Annotated in this window: 17 protein-coding genes; 11 read left to right on the plus strand and 6 right to left on the minus strand. The window is 31.4% G+C overall.

Features of this window, described 5'->3' with window-relative positions:
• Nucleotides 1–30: 30 nt before the first annotated feature.
• The 9 genes from kynU to H0I28_RS00825 all read left to right on the plus strand — a co-directional run bounded on the left by kynU (nt 31) and on the right by H0I28_RS00825 (nt 7,878).
• On the plus strand, nt 31–1,290 hold the full coding sequence (gene kynU / locus H0I28_RS00785) for a kynureninase (protein WP_218760090.1): 1,260 nt from the start codon (nt 31–33) through the stop codon (nt 1,288–1,290).
• Between the two features lies 1 nt (nt 1,291).
• Nucleotides 1,292–1,633 carry a hypothetical protein gene (locus H0I28_RS00790; RefSeq protein ID WP_218760092.1) on the plus strand — a complete coding sequence of 114 codons (342 nt, stop codon included), beginning with the start codon at nt 1,292–1,294 and terminating at the stop codon, nt 1,631–1,633.
• A 15-nt stretch (nt 1,634–1,648) separates the two neighbouring features.
• A complete protein-coding gene (locus H0I28_RS00795) occupies nt 1,649–3,058 on the plus strand; it encodes an NAD(P)/FAD-dependent oxidoreductase (protein ID WP_218761534.1) in 1,410 nt (469 codons plus the stop codon).
• Between the two features lie 149 nt (nt 3,059–3,207).
• Complete coding sequence (locus H0I28_RS00800) at nt 3,208–3,732, plus strand: DUF1697 domain-containing protein (RefSeq protein WP_218760094.1); 525 nt, start codon at nt 3,208–3,210, stop codon at nt 3,730–3,732.
• A 7-nt stretch (nt 3,733–3,739) separates the two neighbouring features.
• Complete coding sequence (locus H0I28_RS00805; RefSeq protein ID WP_218760096.1) at nt 3,740–4,876, plus strand: FAD-dependent monooxygenase; 1,137 nt, start codon at nt 3,740–3,742, stop codon at nt 4,874–4,876.
• Between the two features lie 3 nt (nt 4,877–4,879).
• Entirely contained in the window at nt 4,880–5,098 is a 219-nt protein-coding gene (locus H0I28_RS00810) for a DUF6500 family protein (RefSeq protein ID WP_218760097.1), read from the plus strand.
• 103 nt (nt 5,099–5,201) lie between these two features.
• Complete coding sequence (locus tag H0I28_RS00815) at nt 5,202–5,978, plus strand: SDR family oxidoreductase (protein ID WP_218760098.1); 777 nt, start codon at nt 5,202–5,204, stop codon at nt 5,976–5,978.
• A gap of 197 nt (nt 5,979–6,175) precedes the next feature.
• Nucleotides 6,176–6,706 (plus strand): 3-hydroxyanthranilate 3,4-dioxygenase, encoded by a 531-nt coding sequence (locus tag H0I28_RS00820; protein ID WP_218732820.1) that lies wholly within the window; start codon nt 6,176–6,178, stop codon nt 6,704–6,706.
• 86 nt (nt 6,707–6,792) lie between these two features.
• The gene (locus H0I28_RS00825; RefSeq protein ID WP_218732821.1) at nt 6,793–7,878 is read left to right on the plus strand and encodes an amidohydrolase family protein; all 1,086 of its coding nucleotides are present in this window, start codon (nt 6,793–6,795) and stop codon (nt 7,876–7,878) included.
• Nucleotides 7,879–7,947: 69 nt separating this feature from the next.
• Here H0I28_RS00825 and H0I28_RS00830 read toward each other — a convergent pair whose 3' ends face one another.
• From H0I28_RS00830 to H0I28_RS00840, 3 genes are all read right to left on the minus strand, one after another.
• On the minus strand, nt 7,948–8,571 hold the full coding sequence (locus H0I28_RS00830; protein WP_218752367.1) for a M48 family metallopeptidase: 624 nt from the start codon (nt 8,569–8,571) through the stop codon (nt 7,948–7,950).
• A 24-nt stretch (nt 8,572–8,595) separates the two neighbouring features.
• Nucleotides 8,596–9,015, minus strand: a complete 420-nt coding sequence (locus tag H0I28_RS00835) for a DUF2141 domain-containing protein (protein WP_218752368.1) — start codon at nt 9,013–9,015, stop codon at nt 8,596–8,598.
• Between the two features lie 203 nt (nt 9,016–9,218).
• A complete protein-coding gene (locus tag H0I28_RS00840) occupies nt 9,219–11,375 on the minus strand; it encodes a TonB-dependent receptor (RefSeq protein WP_218760099.1) in 2,157 nt (718 codons plus the stop codon).
• 451 nt (nt 11,376–11,826) lie between these two features.
• Here H0I28_RS00840 and H0I28_RS00845 point away from each other — a divergent pair, with 451 nt between their 5' ends.
• Together H0I28_RS00845 and H0I28_RS00850 are read left to right on the plus strand one after the other, a co-directional pair.
• The gene (locus H0I28_RS00845) at nt 11,827–13,353 is read left to right on the plus strand and encodes a PhoX family protein (protein ID WP_218752370.1); all 1,527 of its coding nucleotides are present in this window, start codon (nt 11,827–11,829) and stop codon (nt 13,351–13,353) included.
• Nucleotides 13,354–13,429: 76 nt separating this feature from the next.
• Nucleotides 13,430–15,253: a cytochrome-c peroxidase gene (locus H0I28_RS00850; protein ID WP_218760100.1), complete on the plus strand. Its 1,824-nt coding sequence runs from the start codon at nt 13,430–13,432 to the stop codon at nt 15,251–15,253.
• Between the two features lie 485 nt (nt 15,254–15,738).
• Here H0I28_RS00850 and H0I28_RS00855 read toward each other — a convergent pair whose 3' ends face one another.
• The 3 genes from H0I28_RS00855 to metE form a co-directional block, all read right to left on the minus strand.
• Nucleotides 15,739–16,047, minus strand: a complete 309-nt coding sequence (locus tag H0I28_RS00855) for a hypothetical protein (protein ID WP_218732828.1) — start codon at nt 16,045–16,047, stop codon at nt 15,739–15,741.
• Complete coding sequence (locus tag H0I28_RS00860; protein WP_218760101.1) at nt 16,048–17,343, minus strand: NAD(P)/FAD-dependent oxidoreductase; 1,296 nt, start codon at nt 17,341–17,343, stop codon at nt 16,048–16,050. It lies immediately after the preceding gene.
• Nucleotides 17,344–17,430: 87 nt separating this feature from the next.
• Nucleotides 17,431–19,737 (minus strand): 5-methyltetrahydropteroyltriglutamate--homocysteine S-methyltransferase, encoded by a 2,307-nt coding sequence (gene metE, locus H0I28_RS00865; RefSeq protein WP_218760102.1) that lies wholly within the window; start codon nt 19,735–19,737, stop codon nt 17,431–17,433.
• Nucleotides 19,738–19,806: the final 69 nt, after the last annotated feature.

Genomic DNA, 19,806 nt, shown 5'->3' on the forward strand with positions numbered 1-19,806 from the left:
TTATATTTGGAATAAATCAACTTTTATTAGATGCAGTATCAAAATTCGTTAGCGTTTGCCAAACAGCAAGATAAAGAAGATTCACTTTCTTATTTGCGAAATCAATTTCATATTCCGAAAGATAAAAACGGAAACGATTGGTTGTATTTTACAGGGAATTCTTTAGGCTTACAGCCAAAATCTACCAAAGAATACATCAATCAAGAATTAGAAGATTGGGCAAATCTAGGTGTAGAAGGTCATTTTGAAGCAAAAAATCCGTGGTTAAATTACCATGAATTGTTAACCGATAAAATGGCGAAAATTGTTGGGGCAAAACCAATTGAGGTTGTGGTAATGAATACACTAACAACTAATTTGCATTTGTTAATGGTTTCGTTTTACAGACCTACAAAAACCAAGTATAAAATTGTCATAGAAAGTGATGCTTTTCCTTCGGATAGATACGCAGTGCAATCTCAATTAGAGTTTCATGGATTTTCTAAAGAAGATGTAATTGAGTGGAAACCAAGAAAAGGAGAGGAATTATTAAATATTGATGATTTAGAAACGATTGTTGAAGAACAAGGTGATGAAATTGCTTTGTTATTAATTGGTGGTGTAAATTATTATACTGGTCAGTTTTTAGACTTAAAGCGAATCGCAGAAATAGGACACTCAAAAGATTGTGTTGTCGGAATCGATTTGGCACATGGAGCAGGAAACATTCAGCCAGATTTACATGAATCAGGAGTCGATTTTGCAGCTTGGTGTACCTATAAATACTTAAATTCAGGACCGGGAAGTTTAGCAGGCTTATTTGTTCATGAAAAACACGCAAAAAATAAAGACTTACCTCGTTTTTCTGGTTGGTGGAATCATAATAAAACTACGCGTTTTAATATGAGAATGCCTTTTGATGTGATGGAAGGAGCAGAAGGTTGGCAGTTATCCAATCCGCCAATATTATCTATGGCAGCAATTTTGGCTTCATTAGATATTTTTGAAGAAGTTGGTATGGATGCTTTGCGTCAGAAATCAGAAAAATTAACTGGTTATTTCGAGTTTTTAATCAATGAAATTGGTTCTGATGATATTAAAATTATTACACCTTCAAATCCAAAAGAACGTGGTTGTCAATTATCCATTCAAGTTAAAAATGCCGATAAAAGTTTGCATACAAAACTAACAGAAAAACATATTATCACAGATTGGAGAGAGCCCGATGTTATCCGTTGCGCGCCAACACCAATGTATAACACTTTTGAAGATGTGTACAGAATGGTTTCAATTTTAAAAGGATTGTTATAAAATGAGTGCTTTTAATAAATTGATTAAAGGAGAAGATATTTTAGTGAAATTAAAAACTAAAAGTGATATTGGTTTTTGGCAATATCAAGTATTTGGAATTCTAAGTTTGTTTATGGAAAAAGGAAGCGACTATTTTATAATAACCGATAAAAGAATTTTAATCTGTATTAGAGAAGATATAAAAGTTAATTTTATTTATAAAGACTTCTCTAAAATAAAATTTAACACAAAAAATGACTTATTAAATTTTATAAATGAAGATAATGAAATACAAAAAATATCATTATCTAATCTTAAATTGGAATATGATGATTACCAATTTTTAAAAAATAAGTTACATTAGTTTGAAGAATAAATGATGAATAAAACAGATAAAATATTAATAATTGGCGCAGGTTTATGTGGTTCTCTTTTAGCTTTAAGATTAGCACAAAGAGGTTATAAAATTGAATTATACGAAAGCAGGCCAGATTTAAGAACTACAGATATTTCTGCAGGTAGATCTATCAATTTAGCATTGTCAGATAGAGGTTTTAAGGCATTACGTTTATGCGGAGTAGAAGAACAAGCAAGAGAATTTTGCATACCAATGTATGGACGATTAATGCACGACAGAGCTGGGAATACTTTTGCTTCTAATTACTCTGGTAGAGAAAATGAGTATATCAACTCCATTTCTCGTGGCGATTTAAATGCATTGTTATTAAACGAAGCAGAAAAGCATATAAACGTTAACATTCATTTTAATAAAAAATGTAAAAATGTTGATATAGAAAATAATACAGCACATTTTAAAGATTACAAAACCAAGCAAGAATTATCTATAAAAGCAGATGTAATTTTCGGAACAGATGGTGCAGGTTCTTCACTAAGAAAAAGCTATTATTTAGAACGTAAATTTCTGTTTAGCTACTCTCAGAATTATCTAAATCACGGTTATAAAGAATTAGAAATCCCTGCGGATAAAAATGGAAAGCATCAAATAAGTAACCAGCATTTACACATTTGGCCTCGTGGTGATTTTATGTTAATTGCCTTACCAAATTTAGACGGAAGTTTTACGGTTACACTTTTCTTAAGTTATAATGAAGGCGAATTTAATTTCGAAAACTTAATATCAGAAGAAAAAATAACACAGTTTTTTGAGCAAGAGTTTCCAGATGCTTTAGCAATCATTCCTAATATAAAAGACGAATTTATAAACAACCCAACAGGTGCTTTAGGAACCGTAAAATGTTCGCCATGGTCTTATAAAAATAAAACGGTTTTATTAGGCGATTCTGCGCATGCAATTGTACCGTTTTACGGACAAGGTATGAATGCTTCGTTTGAAGATGTTACTGTTTTCGATGAAATTTTGAATCAAGGTTTAGATTCTTGGAAAACTGTTTTTAAGACTTATGAAAAAGCAAGAAAACAAGACACAGATGCTATTGCAGATTTAGCGATTGATAACTTTCATGAAATGAGAGATCATGTGGCAAATGCTATTTTTAAGGAGAAAAGAAAGATAGAAATGGATTTAGAAAAGACGTTTCCAACAGAGTATTTCTCCAAGTATTCCTTAGTCACTTTTAATGCAAATATAGGGTACAATGAAGCCATGAAAAAAGGTAGAGCGCAAGACAAAGCTTTATTGAATTTAATTGCAGGAGATGAAGTTCACACGCATTTAAACATGACAAAAGACGAGTTAAAAGTTATTTTAGAGAAAGTAAAAACAGAAACAAATAACATTTTAGAAGAAGATAAAATTGCAGGGATGTAGTTTTTTTAGAAGCTATTTCCTGCTTTACGCACTCGCTTTTTTTATTCAAAAAAGAATAAAAAAGAGCTCAAACAAATGCTGCAATCAGGGCTAAACCAATTCATAAGAGCTATTAATTGTAGGTAATAAATAGACCATTTATAAAGTAAATGAAAAAATATATAGTTTTATTAAGAGGAATAAATGTATCAGGAAAAAATATTCTTCCATCGGCAGAACTGCGTGATTTATTAAACGATTTAGGTTTTAAAAACGTACAAACATACATTCAGAGTGGAAATATTATTTTAGAATCAGACGAAGGTAAATCTGTAATTTGTAAGAAAATTAATGAAGGAATTCAAACTAAATTTGGTTACGATGTTCCTGTAATTGCAAGAACAATTCCTCAATTTAAAAAAGCATTTGCTAATTACCCTTTTCCAACAGACAACACCAAAATAGTTGCCTTTGTTTTCTTAAACAAAAAAGTATATGAAACAAAAATAGACGTTAAAGGTATTGATAACGATCAATATTTAATCGATAATGATATGGTATTTATTCATTGCGAAACTGGCTTTGCTAAAACAAAACTTTCTAATAAATTATTTGAAAGAAAGTTGAATGTAAGTGCGACAACTAGAAATTATAATACCACATTAAAGTTATTAGAGTTGGTAGAAAGTAATTAAAATCGGTATGAAATATACAATTATTGGAGCAGGGATTGGGGGACTGGCGACAGCTTTGGCTTTTGAACAAAAAGGAATTGAATACCAAGTTTTTGAAAAAGCACCTGTTTTAAATGAAGTTGGTGCCGGAATTTGGTTAGCGCCAAATGCATTACAGGTTTTAGAAAGTTTAGGTACTTTAGAAGACGTAATTGCCAACGGAAATTTTATTGATAGAATTACCATTGGTAAACAAGATTTATCTCCAATTTCAGATAGTAATCAAGATTTTATAAAGGATGTTTTTGGCTGCACAACCGTTGCAATTCATAGAGCAGCGCTTCAAAAATTACTGTTTGATAAAATTCCTAAAGAGAAAATATTTTTAAACAAAGGATTTGAATCTTTTAAAGAAGTAGCAGCTAATAAAATTGAAATTACTTTTAATGATGCATCTAAAACAATAACCGATTTTTTAATAGCTGCAGATGGCATCAACTCTAAAGTTAGGCAACAATTATTTCCGGAAAGCAAGAAAAGATATTCTGGTCAGACTTGTTGGAGAGGTATTACAAATAGGGTTTTAGATGACGATTTATTGCATAGAGGGTTTGAACTTTGGGGCAATAAAATTAGATTTGGAATTTCTAAAGTCTCAAAAGATAAAACCTACTGGTTTGCAGTTGTTTTAGCAACAGAAAATGAGCAAGTTGAGGTTAGTTTGGTAAAAGAGAAGTTGTTGAAAATGTTTTCTGATTTTGTTCCTTTAATAACTGATTTAATTGCTGCAACAGATATTCATCAAATTATAAAAAGTGACATTCACGATTTAAAACCGCTTAAAAAGTGGCATAAAAATAATATTTGTTTAATTGGAGATGCAGGGCATGCCACCACGCCAAATATGGGACAAGGAGGCGCACAAGCAATTGAAGACGCGTTTTATTTAAGTAATTTAATAGCAGATAATAAAGGCAAAAATGTTTTTGAGTTGTTTCAACAAAAAAGACAAAAGAAAGTAGATTTGGTGGTAAATCAATCTTGGATTACCGGTAAAATGGCACATTGGAAATACGGAAGAGGTTTTCGAGATTTTATCTTAAAAAGTGTTCCTAAATCTATTATAAATAAGAAAATGATAGCGTTATATCAGCTAGAAAAATAAGTTATGAATACAGAAATAAAAGAAAAAATAATAGCAGTTTGTGAGGATAAAATAGCTAAAAAAGGAACCAATGTTGGTTTGTCTTTTTATGCATTTTTCAAGAATAAAAATGATAATCCGGTTTTGTTAATGGAAGTTGCAAAATGGTGGATAGAAACGCACAAATTAGATCATTTTGAAAAAGCTATTAAGATTAAACAGATGGTTTTAGATAGTAAATAGGAGATTGGAGACAAGAACAAAGAGGCAAATTGCATAGATAATAAATAGATACCATAAAATGATATAGTTCTCGATTGGGCTCGATCAGACATAACAATAAAATATGAATTTAGGATTACAAAACAAAAAGGCTTTAGTTTGTGGAAGTACGCAAGGAATAGGAAAAGCAACTGCAATTTTATTAGCGGAAGAAGGCGTAAATGTGACGTTAATTGCTAGAAATGAAGAAAAGTTAAAAGCGGTTTTAGCCGAATTACCAAATAAGAATCAAAAGCATAATTATTTGGTGGCAGATTTTTCTAACCCAGAAGAGTTGCAACAAGTTTTAGAAACTACAGATTTAAAGTTTCATATTTTAGTAAATAATACAGGCGGTCCAAAAAGTGGAGATTTAATTTCTGCAACTTCATCAGATTTAATTAATGCGTTTCAAATGCATGTTATTTGCAATCAGATTTTGGTACAAACTTTAGTTCCGTTTATGAAAACAGAAAAATTTGGTAGAATTATTAATGTGATTTCTACGTCTGTAAAAGAGCCTATTCCTGGTTTAGGAGTTTCTAATACGATTAGAAATGCGGTTGGTAATTGGGCAAAAACATTGTCTACAGAGTTGGCGGCGTTCCAAATTACAGTAAATAATGTATTGCCTGGTTTTACCGACACTGCTCGTTTAGATGAGATTATTAAACTAAAAGCTAAAAAAGAAAATACAACTGAAGCTGAAATGGTTGCGATTATGAAGAATTACGTGCCAGCAAAACGCTTTGCAAAATCCGAAGAAACTGCTGCAGCTGTTGTTTTTTTAGCAAGTGAACAAGCAAGTTATATTAATGGAATTAACCTTCCTGTTGATGGAGGTAGAACCAAGAGTTTATAAAATTAACGGATTTTGCGTTAGGGATTAAAACGGCATCCTTTTTGCTTTTTTGCAAAAAGATATAGTGAAAAGCCCGACCTTTAGGGAACGCCATAATAGTAATAAGAATTAAGAATAAAGATTTTAAAACGAAGACATTTTAGACTAACTTTATAAAGTATAGATTTTTGTTTTAAACATCTAAATACCTAAACAATATGAGCAATTTAGTACAGCCTTTAAATTTTAAAAAGTGGATTGATGAACATCGTCATTTATTAAAACCACCAGTTGGTAACAAGCAGGTTTGGGATAATGGCGAGTATATTGTAATGGTTGTTGGTGGGCCAAATAATAGAAAAGATTATCATTATAATGAAACTCCTGAGTTTTTCTATCAGGTAGAAGGAGACATGATTCTAAAGATCATTGATGATAAAGGCAAGCAAATTGACGTAGAAATTAATGAAGGTGATATTTATTTGTTGCCAGCAAAAGTGCCACATTCTCCGCAAAGAAAAGAAAATACGGTTGGTTTGGTTATAGAATATCCGCGTTCTGAAGGGATGTTAGATGCTCTAGAATGGTATTGTGAAAACTGTGGAAACCAGTTGTATAGAGAAGAATTTGCATTGGGAAATATTGAAACAGATATGCCCGTTATTTTTGATAGATATTATTCTGATAAACAAAAATGTACTTGTGATAATTGTGGTACAGTAATGGAAGCTCCGAAAAAAGTTAAATAAATCGTGTTCGTCATTACGAGGAAGAATGACGAAGTAATCTCTTATTAAAAGATTGCCACGGCTTGTGCCTCGCAATGACAAAAAATATGGAAAAAAGAAAACTACGCATAAACGGACATTCACATTTATTACCTTATCCAGAAGAAATTCCTGATTTTATGAAGGAAAAGGAGATTTTTTGGGTAGATGATGAGCGTAAACACATGTTACAAAAAGGGTGGAGAAGACCTGTAACGCATTCTAGTTTTTTCTTAGATGAAAAATTACTTTGGATGGAGAAAAACAAGCTAGATCATGCGGTTGTGTTGAATCTTTCTCAGTTATACGGGAATGGTTTGCGTTTAGAAGAAATGAAGAAAGCGTTGCGTTTTCAGAATGATTTTAATGCAAAAGTGCAGCGAGAACATCCGTCTAAATTTACCTGTGGCTTTGTAGTGCATCCTGGTTTTATTTATGGTGCTTTAGATGAAATAAAACGTTGTGTAGAAGAATTAGGCTTAAAAGTTTTGTGTTTACCAACACATTTTATGGACTCGATAGGGCAATGGCGTTGTGTTTTTGACGAAGAAAATGATGCTATTTTTGAATTAGCTGACAAGTATAAACTGGCTATTGAAATTCACCCGTATGATGGTGATAAAATGATAAAATTAGAAAATACCAATTGGCGTTTTCATTTAATTTGGATGTTGGCACAATGTGGTGATGCCTATCATTTTTATACCTTAAACGGAATGCAAGAGCGTTTTAAAAATATTAGAACGTGTTTTGCACATGGAGGTCAATTGGCACAAATGAATTTAGGAAGAAGAATTCAGGGTTTTGATGGTAGACCTGATTTGTTTGAAGGTAAAACGCATCCTAGAAAAGCCGTTGGTCATAAAAATATCTTTTTTGACACGTTAGTGCACGATACAGATTCTTTAAAATTAATGTTTAAAAGACAAGGCACAAGTCAGGTTTTAATGGGCTTAGACGATCCGTATCCGTTAGGAGAAATGGAAAGTGATGCACAGTCTTCTTATCCTGGTAAAATATTAGATTTAGCAATACGTGAGAATATTATTACTGAAACAGAAAAAGGACAAATTTGGGAAGATAATGTGTTGCAGTGGTTGTTTGGTGATGATGAGGTTGCTAAGCAAGAGTTGATAAAAAAGATACTCTCTTAATAAGTTGACAGTTTACAGTTGCAGTATTCTGTTAATAATTAACTGAAAACTGCAACTGAAAACTGAATACTATTTCTCACACTGTTTTAAAAGGTTTTCAGCTCTTTCTAGCATAAACTTTGGGTAGAATTCAATATCAATTTTTTCTTTTTTACCTAGCTCAATGGCACGTTTAATTTCTGCACAATATGGTTTTGTAGATTTTCCGAAGAAACGAGCAGACCCCATATTCCATTCTGCATTTCCTAAAATAACTCTAGGGTTGTTGGGTGCAATTTGTAATGCTTTTGCATATAGTTGACTGGTTTCTCCTGATAAAGTCATCCCGTACTTTTGTCCATCAAAAGCAATATAACCGAGGTTTAATAGTGCTTGGGTAATTATAATTTCTGGATTATTTTCTGAATTTGATTTGGCGACATCTAAAAATTCTTGAGCCTTTGTTAATTTCGATTTTAAAACAGTTTCATCTGTTAAACCGAAGCTACTTAAAATCTCTACCGTTGCGGTATAATAAGCTGGCATCCATTTTTTGGGTTCAGCCTTAGAGATTCTTTCAAATAATTGAGAAGCTTCCGTCATGTTTCCTTTTTGCCAGAGTCCGAATGCTTTTTGCATTCCTTTTTGATATTTTGTTTGCGCAGAAATTCCTGTCGCAATGAAAATTGCGATCATTAAAATAGATTTTTTCATCTTAAAAAGTTTTAGGTAGTTGGGTTATATTTTAATTTCAATTGTTTTGTTTGCTGTTAATTGAAATTTAGCATCATCGTATTTTGGAGGTCCCATAAAGCCTCTTGCGTTGTTTGAGCAACCATAGTCTTCTTTAGGAATTTTAAACATGTTCGTGTCCATTTTTTTGTTATCATTTTCATCATGAACAAATGAAACGGCATATTCACCTTTTGGTAAATTTTTAAAAATGACTATAGATTTTTTATCTTTAATATTTGCGGTATCTGCTTTATATTGCTTTTTTAAGAAATGGTCTTTCTTGTTGTAAAGACCAACTAATAACATTCCTTTATCAGAATTTAAACCAGCAATGTTAATGGTTAAATCTGCGGTTTCTTCTTGGGCATTAGTAGATAAGATTCCACTAAAAACGATGGCTAGTATTAAAAGTAATTTTTTCATAATTGTTTTTCTTTTTTATTGATATTTCAAATATCTGATGTTTCTACGTAAAATACACAAGAATAATACCGAATTGTTGTTTTTTAATTCTGAGTTGTGGTTTAAGCTTTATTTCAAAGAAGAGAAGTATAAACGATGGGAAATCTTTTTTTATGAAGGGATTCCTTAATAGCCCAAAAAGCTCATTTCGGAATGACAAATTACTACAAATTATCTAACTGATTTGTCTTTTTATTATCACTAATTGTCCAGAAGAAACCTACAAAAAAGAAACTATCAGCATTTGGTATAATGGCTTGTCGCTCAAAATTTCCATTCGGTTCTGCGCTGTTTTTATAGTTGTAACCAAATACATTCTGAGTTCCTAAAACATTGTTTACAGAGAAATATAAAATCTTTTGTTGATCTATTAAATAGGCCCAATTTACACTTAAAGAGTTATAGTTTTTAGTCTGATTATTTAAAAAACCAGTTTCATTTGGGTTGGTGTAATTTCTGCCAGAAGCAAAACTGTAACTAAATCCAACTTGACTTTTCCAATCTGCTATCCAATGTTTAGCCACCACAGATAAATTGTGCTTTGATGCAAAATTAGGAGTTGCAGCAGTTGGATAATTTTTATAATCTCTTTTGGTGTCTAGATAGGAGTAAGAAACCCAATAATCAGTATTTTTTATTTTACCATCTTGTCTCCAGAAAATATCAAATCCTTTTGCGTAACCATTTCCGTTATTGTCAAATTTACTTGTAAATATTGGTCGGTTATCGTCATATTTTACCAAGTCTTTATATTCTTTTAAATAGGCTTCGATTCTAAAAATTTGACCTTGTTTTGTATGTTGATAATTGGCAATTAAATGCGAGGTGTTTTCGGCTTTAAAATCTTGACTAAATTTTAAATATTCATTTTTAGGATTCTGATAAAACTGACCATAAGCCAAGGAAAATTGTGCATTTTTATTCACTTTATAAGCAATAGAGGTTCTAGGAGAAATTGTAGATTCATTTAATAACTCAGAATGTTCTGCACGGACTCCTATTTTTGTTGCTAAATTTTTAGAGAAGAAAATATCTGTTTCTACAAACGAAGCAAAGATGTTATTTTGAAACCCATATTCTATTTCATTGCTATTATTAGCAGTGTAACCTTCGTTAAAATTGGTCATAAAATATTCTGATCCAAAACTTACTTTAAATCGATTAGAAAACTGTTTTTTTAACTTCACTTTTAAGTGCATGGAGTTTTCATTGTCAGTTACTAAATCGTCAATAATTTTAAGGTTAGAATGATCGTTGGTGAAACTAAACCCCGTTTCTATTCTCCAATTATCTCCAAATTTATTCTTGTAAGAAGTATTAAAGTAAAGATTTCTATTTTTTAGCCCGAAACGAAATCCATCCACAAAATTAATATCATCTTGTATGACATCGAAATCTGTATAACTAAATGCGCCGTATAATTTTAATAAAGATTCATTCTTAAATTTATGTCTATACACCATCTCTCCACTTAAGGATTGTACTGGTTTTTTCCATGGATTTCTATCAGGAAAAGCTTCTTGATAGGGTGCTAAATTGATGTAAGAAGTATTTACACTAAATGAATTGTTTCCCCAAATTTGTGTATTACCAACACCCAAGCCTAAAGTCATAAAAGACAAATCTGTTTTTTCTTCTGTAGGTTCATCAATGGTATTTAATTGTAAAACGCTCGATAATGCTTGTCCGTATTCTGCAGAATATCCACCGGTAGAAAAAGAAATTCCTTTAAATAAGAAAGGAGAAAAGCGTCCACGAGTAGGAATGTTTCTTGCGGATGGAGTGTAAGGTGTAAAAACACGAATTCCATCAACAAAAATCTGAGTTTCTTCTGCTTCTCCACCACGCACAAATAACCGTCCATCTTCATCTACTGTAGAAGTTCCGGGAAGTGTCTGTAAAGCGCCCATAACATCGCCTAAAGCACTTGCTGTAGTTACAATGTCTAGTGGTTTTAGAACGGTAACTTTTGCTTTTTCTCCTGCTTCAAACGTTCCAGCGTTTATAACAACAGCGTCTAAAGAATTTACATCATCTCTTAATTTAATTTTTAAATTTTTGAGAGATGAAACATCCGCTGTTTTTATAAAGGGTTCAAAAGAAATAAAAGAAATGATTAAAGTTTGTGTTCCTTTTTCATCGGTTTTGAAAAAGAATTCTCCTAGTTCATTCGTTGAGGTTCCATCATACGTTCCGTCTAAATAAACATTTGCTCCATTGATAGGTTTGCTTTTAGAATCTGTTACTTTTCCGGAAATGGTGGTTTGTGCAGTTAATGAGAATTGGCAGCTTAATAATATTAAAAGTAGAATATGTTTCATCTTGTTTGGTTTGGTGCTACAAAGATGTGGTGTTATTTATGTTAAAAATAAAAACAAATACTGAGTTGTAATTTTTGAATGATGAGTTGTAAAACTTTTATAAAATAAGTATAACTGCTTTTAATTTTCTTAATAAACGCTTTTTAAATGTGATGAATATCTTTTTTCCTAAATTTAGGAAAGCCTTTTAAGGTCTTATTAGTTATGCCGTTTTAGTTTGTTGAAAATGAGTGACCCATCTTAGGTAGGCTTTGTTATGAAAGGATTAGTGCCCATCTTTTCTTTATGTTTACTTAATACTATAGCTTCAATTTCACGTACCCGTTAATATTTAATTAATGTTTTTAACAGTAAGGTTACTCAAGATTAAGGGAACCGTAATGCTTAGTTAATATTTGAGAAGGCTTCAAAAGATATTTTTGTGATCAATTAATTAACCTTTATAAATTAAATGATGAACAAGTACTTTAAATTATTTTTATTCCTTTTTGTTGTAACTTCTGTAAGTACAGTTTTTACGAGTTGTAATCCTGAAGACGGTGTGGATGGTATTGACGGTGTTGATGGCGTTAATGGATCGGACGGTGAAGATGGTGAGGATTTTACACCTTCTCCAGAAATGTTTTCTAACAAATCTTCTTTAGCTCCTTTAGTAACAATAAATTCAGACTTTAGTTCAGTGGAAGCTTTTTCTTTAATAAGTTCTACCGATGTACTTTCTAACGGTTTTCGTTTAGTTGGTGCACAAGACGGTGCAGGGTTTTTAAAAGATGGAGATGAGTATATCTATGTTGTAAATGCAGAAGACGATTACGCAGTTTCTAGAATTCGTTTTGACAAAGACTTGAATCCTATAGAAGGAGATTGGTTATTAAATAGTGGTGTTGCAGATTATGCAAGACAATGTTCTGGAACTATGTGGGAAGCAGCTATACATGGTGGTGATAAAGATATCTTTTTATCGGCTTCAGAGAGTTATGCTTATGACGTAAAGGGTATAGACCCTTGGATTGAAACTCCTACACCTACAGCAGATTTTGGTTTAGATGCATTAGGAGAATTCTCTTGGGAAAATGCAGTGCCTTTGCCACAAGGAGCATATGCTGGTAAAACAGTAATTGTTGGTGGTGATGATGATTCTAGTGGTTCTGAAGGACAAGTTATTATGTATGTTTCTGAAAATGGTGATGCCGATTTAGAAAACGGAAAAGTATATGTTTTAAGATTTAAACAAGTATCTGATGGTGCTGGAGGAACAATGGATGTTGCTGCGAATACTGTTTACAACGAAGGAAGTTTAGATTTTTCTAAATCGTATGATGTAGAATTTGTTGAAATTGTTGATGGTGCTAGTTTAACTAAAAACGAAATGGAAACAGCTTGTACAAATGTGTTTGCTTCTCAGTTTATGAGAGTAGAAGATGTAGATTATAGAAAAGGTAGCGATGCTAACGCAAGAGACGTATTTTTTGCCGTAACAGGAAGAGGTCCAGGAAGAGGAACTTATAATGATTGGGGTACCGTTTATAAAATTGAATTAGATGCAACCAACCCATTAGAAGGTAAATTAACACAAATTATTAGTGGTAATACAGATACTAATAATAAAGACGGTAATGTATCAGAATTACAAAGTCCAGATAATATTTGTGTAACAGAGAACTTTATTTATACGCAAGAAGATCCAAACTCTTTTGCAAGAAATCATGCTGCTCAAATTTATCAAAGTGATTTAAGTGGAAACAATACAAAAGTTGTTTTAGCATTAAAAATTGAAAATAATTTAGCCCCATCTGGTTCATCTGGTTTTTCTGGGGAGTTTGGTGCATTAACAGATATATCTGATAAAGTTGGAGTTCCAGATACTTTTATTTTAAACCTACAACCACATTATTGGCAAAGTGATGATTTCGTTTCAAGCAGTTTACCACATAACCAAGGTGGGCAAATTGTTTTATTAAAAGGATTGGAAAGATAATACACAAACTATATTTTTAATACTAAGAATCTTCATTTTTACAATGAAGATTCTTTCATTTTTTAGAACTTTCAATATGATTAAATATTTTAAATCGTTATTTTTTTTATTAATGGGTGTTCTTTTTATGTCTTGTAATCAAGATAAAAAAGAAATGATTCCTATCGTTAATTGGTCTTTTGCACAAGAGTACTATGCTCAAAATTTAGATGTTGCTTTGCTGTATATCGATAGTTTAGAGGTTTCAGGAATGCATGGAGAAAAATCAAAAAAGTATTTTGAATTATCTAGAGCTGCATTTAAAAAAGCAGAGCCTTATGCATCTTATTTAAACCCAGAAGTTGGCCACAGAGCTAACGGACCAGCCTTACCAATTTATAAGGAAGATACAGGTAAAATAATAAAACCAGTAGGTTACCAAAAAATAGAAGAAAGTATTTTTGATAATGAGACGTCAGAAGCCGATTTTACACAAGAATTGTATGTGCAAAAAGGCTTACTTTCTAATCTTAAAAAAGGGATTATAAAACGACCATTAAATCCGCAACGTTTTTTTATAGCAACACATCAACAACTTTTAAGGATTATAAGTTTAGCTATTTCAGGGTTCGATACACCCGTGAGTCATTTAGGAATTAAAGAAACAATTATTTCTTTAAAAAGTTTGCAAACTGTTTATGAGCAAACAATACAGAGTGTTGTAAAAGAAAAAAATAAGGAATTAGATGCTGCTTTTAACAGTAATATTGAAAGCGCTATTTCGTTTATTAAAAAAAATGAAGATTTTGATACTTTTGATCGTTTTACATTTACAAGAGATTACATGAACTCGATTACTACAAATTGGGTTGAAATAAGAAAAGTGAGTGCGCTTTGGAAGCCCATAAATACAACGCCTTTTAATTTTGATGCGCCTACCTTTTTTGAAGAAAATAGTTTTAGTTTAAATTATTTTACGCCAGCTATCAATCAAAATCCAACCAATAAACAAATAGCTTTAGGTAGAAAATTATTTTCAGACCCTAAACTTTCTAAAAATGGAAAGATGGCTTGTGTAACTTGTCATTTACAAGACAAAGGTTATGCAGATAATGTCGATTTTAATATTGATAATCAAGGGAATCCTTTAGAACGAAATACTCCAACACTTATAAATACCGCTTTTCAACAAAGTTTCTTTTTAGATGGAAGATCAAATACATTATTAGATCAAATTTCAGCTGTTTTTACAAACGATAAAGAGTTTAACTCTAATGTGCATAAATTTTCTAATGCAATTTTAAAAGATTCGACGTACACGCCTCTTTTTAAAGATGCTTTTGGCAAAGTGTCATCTAATAATACAGATGTTATAAAAGCAATTTCATCTTATGTTTCAACTTTAAATGGTTTCAATTCTAAATTTGATAAAAATATGAGAGGAGAAGAAAATAATTTTTCTAATGAAGAAAAACTTGGCTACAATTTATTTATGGGAAAAGCTTTATGTGCCACTTGCCATTTTATGCCATTAACAAATGGTACAGTGCCTCCTTTTTTTACAGAAACAGAGAAAGAAGTTATTGGAGTTCCGGAAACAGCAGAAAATAAAAAATTAGATGATGATTTAGGGTTTTATTGGAGCTTTAAAGAAGAACTGCACAAAGGAATGTTTAAAACACCCTCTATTAGAAATATTGAATTAACTGCTCCGTATATGCACAATGGTGTTTACAATACTTTAGAGCAGGTTGTTGAGTTTTATAACCTTGGCGGTGGCGGCGGATTAGGTTTTGATTTAGAGCATCAAACCTTACCTTTTGATGAATTGAATTTAACTGCAGAAGAACAAAACGCAATCGTTGCTTTTATGAAAACGTTGACGGAAACACTTGATGAAAACCATGAAGAGTCTAAATAGTAATTAAGTGTATTTTATTTCTTTATATCTTCTTTAGAATACTTTTTTTGATTAGTCAAAAGAACTTTCTAAAGAAGATTTTTTTGCAATAGCACTTGTATTAAATGCGCATGTTTTATTTCGAAATTTTATCAGTTTTTATCTTTTGAAGGTAGTAGAATAGAAGTCCGCTTGCAAAATAAAGAAGAATATCTACAATATCTGTGGTATATCTTGCTAAGTATTTAGGGAAAATAAACTCGAATAAAAGACTATATATAAAACAAACGTATAGAATTATAGGGAAACTCAACGTGTAACTTTTATCGTTTTTAGACCATTTTAAAATTTGTAAACTGATGTATAAAACAATCGGAATGATTAAGAAATCATTCACATAAAAACTAATAAATTTAGGTAAAGGAAAGGAAAGATATTGAAGAAGATAGATTGTACTTCCTGTTAATAAAGAAATCAAAAAATAGTAAAAGAGTATTTTTTTCATCTTAACCCGCAGCAACCATTGCAATAAACCAAGCCAAACCAGCACCAATAATACTAACAATTGTAAATGCAGAATACAAAATCCAACCGGTAATTTTATACAAAATATTAGGATGTTTTTTTAATCTTTCTGTTAAATTGGGGTTTTCTCTTTCATGAATAACCTTGTCAATTTCATTTTGTTTTACAACATTGGCTTTGAGTTCTCTTTTCTTTTGATGAGAAATTAGGGTGTTGCAGTTTGTGCAATATTCTTTATTGGTGTTAAAAACCCCACAGTTCGGACACTTTATGATTCTTTTTTCTGCCATTTATTTTCTAAAACTAAAGCTGTTTTTATTTTTATAAGGTCTAATAATTAAACGGGTTTCTCTATCGAAACGAATATAATTATATACCCAATTTAGAAAAACAATCGCTTTGTTTCTAAATCCGATTAAAGAAAACAAATGAACAAACATCCAAACAAACCAAGCAAAAACTCCTTGAAATTTCCAGTTTTTTAAATCTACAACGGCTTTATTACGTCCAATAGTTGCCATAGCTCCTTTGTCTTTATAAATAAATGCCTTCTGTTCTTTGTTGTACAATTTTGCCAATATATTTTTTGAAACTAACCGACCTTGTTGAATAGCAGGTTGTGCCATCATTGGGTGTCCGAAAGGAGTTTTTTCTGAAGACATACAAGCAACATCGCCAATTGCATATACATTTGGGTGCCCTAAAACTTGATTGTATTCATTTACTTTTATTCTAGCAGCTCTTTCAATAATACATTCAGAGTTTAGACCATCAATCATTTGTCCTTTTACGCCAGCAGCCCAAATAACGGTTTCCGCCTTAAAATGATCTTCTCCATTTGTGGTAACTATTTTTCCATTATAATCTAAAACACGTAAGTTTTTCCAAACATTTACACCTAGTTTTATTAGAAAATCTTCTGCTTTTTCAGAAGCCTTAGCACTCATTCCTTTTAACAAACAATCAGAACTTTGAATTAAGTTAATCTGCATTTGTCGAATGTCTAAATCAGGATAATCTTTAGGCAAGATTCCCTTTTTCATCTCTGCTAAAGCACCAGCTAATTCTACACCTGTTGGTCCACCACCAACAATTACAAAATTCATCAAAGCGTTTCTTTCTTTAATATTAGAGGTTAATAAAGCTTCTTCGAAGTTTTCTAAAATTAGACTTCTAATATTTAAAGACTGCGGAATGGACTTCATTTCCATCGTATGTTTTTGGATGTTTGTATTTCCAAAAAAGTTGGTTGTAGAGCCTGTAGCTATAATTAATTCATCATACTCTAAGTTTCCAATAGCAGTTTCAATAGTATTGTTTTCTGGATTTATTTTTTCTACTTCAGTCAATCTAAAATAGAAATTTTCCACATCGTTAAAACGTTTTCTTAAAGGAAAGGCAATAGAATCTGGCTCTAAACCACCTGTTGCAACCTGATATAATAAAGGTTGAAATGTGTGGTAATTGTGTTTGTCAATTAACACAACTTGCAGTTCTTGCTCTTCTAACCCTCTAGCTGCAGCTAAACCGGCAAAACCACCACCAATAATTACAACTCTTGGGAAACTAGTTTGTGGTATGTTCATATAGTATATTTTAACATCAAAAATACAATATGTTTACGTAAAAAAAGAGAACAGCCTAAGACTAATTCTTAAACTGTTCTGTTTTTATTAAACTGTGGTTGCTACTCTTTCTCTCATTAATTTTGCAGAAGCAACTAAATTTTCTAAAGCCAATTTTGTTTCTGGCCAATCTCTTGTTTTTAATCCGCAGTCTGGGTTTACCCAAATGTTTTCTTGAGGTAATAAATTTGTTGCTTTTATGAGTAAGCTTTCTATTTCATTTATGTTAGGTACTCGTGGTGAGTGAATGTCGTAAACTCCTGGTCCAATTTCATTAGGATATTTAAAATTGACAAAAACATCTAGCAGCTCCATTTCAGAACGAGAAGTTTCTATGGTAATTACATCGGCATCCATATCAGCAATATTTGCAATAATATCGTTAAACTCAGAATAACACATGTGTGTGTGAATTTGGGTTTCATCTTTAACAACACTTGCCGATATTTTAAACGCATTTACCGCCCATTTTAAATAGGCTGCCCAGTTATCCTTTCTTAAAGGCAAGCCTTCTCTTATTGCAGGTTCATCAATTTGAATAATTTTTATGCCTGCTTTTTCTAAATCGGCAACTTCGTCTCGTATGGCCAATGCGATTTGATTACACGTTTGTGTTCTTGGTTGATCATCTCTAACAAAAGACCATTGTAAAATTGTTACAGGCCCTGTAAGCATTCCTTTTACGTATTTTTGAGATAAACTCTGCGCATATTCTGTCCATTTTACAGTCATAGGGTTTTCTCTAGACACATCACCAAAAAGAATAGGAGGTTTTACACACCTTGTACCATAACTCTGCACCCAACCAAAACTAGAAAAAGCAAAACCAGCTAATCTTTCTCCGAAATATTCTACCATGTCATTACGCTCAAACTCACCATGAACTAAAACATCTAAGCCAATATTTTCTTGAAATTTGATAGCACTAGTTATTTCTTCTTCTAAAAAGGAGTTGTATTTTTCTTCGGATATTTGCTTTCTTTTATACTGTAACCTTAAAGATCTCACTTCTTTAGTTTGTGGAAAAGAACCAATAGTTGTGGTTGGAAAAAGAGGTAACTGTAATTCTTGTTGCTGTTTTTTCTGTCTTTCTGCAAAAACACTTTTCCTTAAACTATCTGCCTCTGTTAATGCATTTATACGTTGTTTAACTTTGTTGTTATGTATAAGTGTAGATTTTTCTTTGTTGATAAAAGCGAGTCTGTTGGCTTCGATTTCTTTAATGTCTGATGCTTGTAAATTATCTTGAGTTATTTTTTTAAGCAAAACAATTTCTTGTAACTTCTGTTTAGCAAAAGCCAACCATTGTGTTACTTCTTCTAGAATGGAACCATCTTTTTCGTTATCTAAATCATACGGACTGTGCAATAAAGAACATGAAGAAGAAATCCAAAGGTTATCACCTTTAATTGCCTTTGCTTTGTTGATGATTTCTATGGATGTATCAAAATTATTTTTCCAAATATTTCTTCCATCAACAATACCTAGAGAAAGTATTTGCTCTTTATTTTGATGCTTTAAAATAGTATCTAATTCATCTAAACCTCTAACTAAGTCTACATGTAGAACATCAACAGGTAAAGATAATGTTAGATTTAAATTATCGTTTAGATTTCCAAAATAGTTAGCTAAAATTAATGTAATCTTAGGAAATTTAGCTTTTAAAAGAGTGTAAGTTTTAAAATAAGCCTCTTGTTCTTTAAGTGTTAAATCTAAAGATAAGTAAGGTTCATCAAACTGAATATTCGTTACTCCTTCGTTTTGTAATTCTTCAATTAATTGAATATAAGTAGGTAATAAACGATCTAATAACTCTAATCTATGAAAGCCGTTTTCCTTTTCTTTTCCAACCAATAAATAAGTTAAAGGTCCAATTAATACAGGTTTTGTATTGATGCCTATTTGTAAAGCTTCGCGATATTCGCTAATAATTTTACAAGAATTCAATTCAAATTGTTGCTCTTTTTCAAACTCAGGAACCAAATAATGGTAATTAGTATCAAACCATTTAGTCATTTCCATTGCAACAATATCAAAACTATCTTTTTGAAAACCACGCGCCATTGCAAAGTATAAATCGACAAAAGATACCTTATTTTTTAATTCTCTAAATCTTTTAGGAATACAATTTAAGGTTAACGACATATCTAAAACTTGGTCGTATAAAGAAAAATCATTTGAAGGAATAAGGTCTATTCCTATTTCCTTTTGATTCAACCAGTTTTTCTTTTTAATGTCGCTGGCAACTTTTAATAGCGTTGTTTCATCTATATTTTCTTTCCAGTAACTCTCAATTGCTTTTTTTAGTTCTCTTTTTTCTCCAATTCTTGGATGCCCTAAAATAGTAGTTTTCATTGTTATAAGTTTTAATTACTGTACAAACCTATAACTTATAAATAAAAATAATGTATTTTGATTCATATT

The sequence above is a fragment of the Polaribacter sp. AHE13PA genome (assembly GCF_019278505.1).
Taxonomy (GTDB): Bacteria; Bacteroidota; Bacteroidia; order Flavobacteriales; family Flavobacteriaceae; genus Polaribacter.

Coding starts and splice junctions, on each gene's coding strand:
- H0I28_RS00825 (WP_218732821.1), top strand. CDS start 6,793: ATGGAAAAAAGAAAACTACGCATAAACGGACATTCACATTTATTACCT.
- H0I28_RS00810 (WP_218760097.1), top strand. CDS start 4,880: ATGAATACAGAAATAAAAGAAAAAATAATAGCAGTTTGTGAGGATAAA.
- H0I28_RS00805 (WP_218760096.1), top strand. CDS start 3,740: ATGAAATATACAATTATTGGAGCAGGGATTGGGGGACTGGCGACAGCT.
- H0I28_RS00835 (WP_218752368.1), bottom strand. CDS start 9,015: ATGAAAAAATTACTTTTAATACTAGCCATCGTTTTTAGTGGAATCTTA.
- H0I28_RS00815 (WP_218760098.1), top strand. CDS start 5,202: ATGAATTTAGGATTACAAAACAAAAAGGCTTTAGTTTGTGGAAGTACG.
- H0I28_RS00830 (WP_218752367.1), bottom strand. CDS start 8,571: ATGAAAAAATCTATTTTAATGATCGCAATTTTCATTGCGACAGGAATT.
- H0I28_RS00790 (WP_218760092.1), top strand. CDS start 1,292: ATGAGTGCTTTTAATAAATTGATTAAAGGAGAAGATATTTTAGTGAAA.
- H0I28_RS00850 (WP_218760100.1), top strand. CDS start 13,430: ATGATTAAATATTTTAAATCGTTATTTTTTTTATTAATGGGTGTTCTT.
- H0I28_RS00800 (WP_218760094.1), top strand. CDS start 3,208: ATGAAAAAATATATAGTTTTATTAAGAGGAATAAATGTATCAGGAAAA.
- H0I28_RS00845 (WP_218752370.1), top strand. CDS start 11,827: ATGATGAACAAGTACTTTAAATTATTTTTATTCCTTTTTGTTGTAACT.
- H0I28_RS00820 (WP_218732820.1), top strand. CDS start 6,176: ATGAGCAATTTAGTACAGCCTTTAAATTTTAAAAAGTGGATTGATGAA.
- H0I28_RS00855 (WP_218732828.1), bottom strand. CDS start 16,047: ATGGCAGAAAAAAGAATCATAAAGTGTCCGAACTGTGGGGTTTTTAAC.
- metE (WP_218760102.1), bottom strand. CDS start 19,737: ATGAAAACTACTATTTTAGGGCATCCAAGAATTGGAGAAAAAAGAGAA.
- H0I28_RS00840 (WP_218760099.1), bottom strand. CDS start 11,375: ATGAAACATATTCTACTTTTAATATTATTAAGCTGCCAATTCTCATTA.
- kynU (WP_218760090.1), top strand. CDS start 31: ATGCAGTATCAAAATTCGTTAGCGTTTGCCAAACAGCAAGATAAAGAA.
- H0I28_RS00860 (WP_218760101.1), bottom strand. CDS start 17,343: ATGAACATACCACAAACTAGTTTCCCAAGAGTTGTAATTATTGGTGGT.
- H0I28_RS00795 (WP_218761534.1), top strand. CDS start 1,649: ATGAATAAAACAGATAAAATATTAATAATTGGCGCAGGTTTATGTGGT.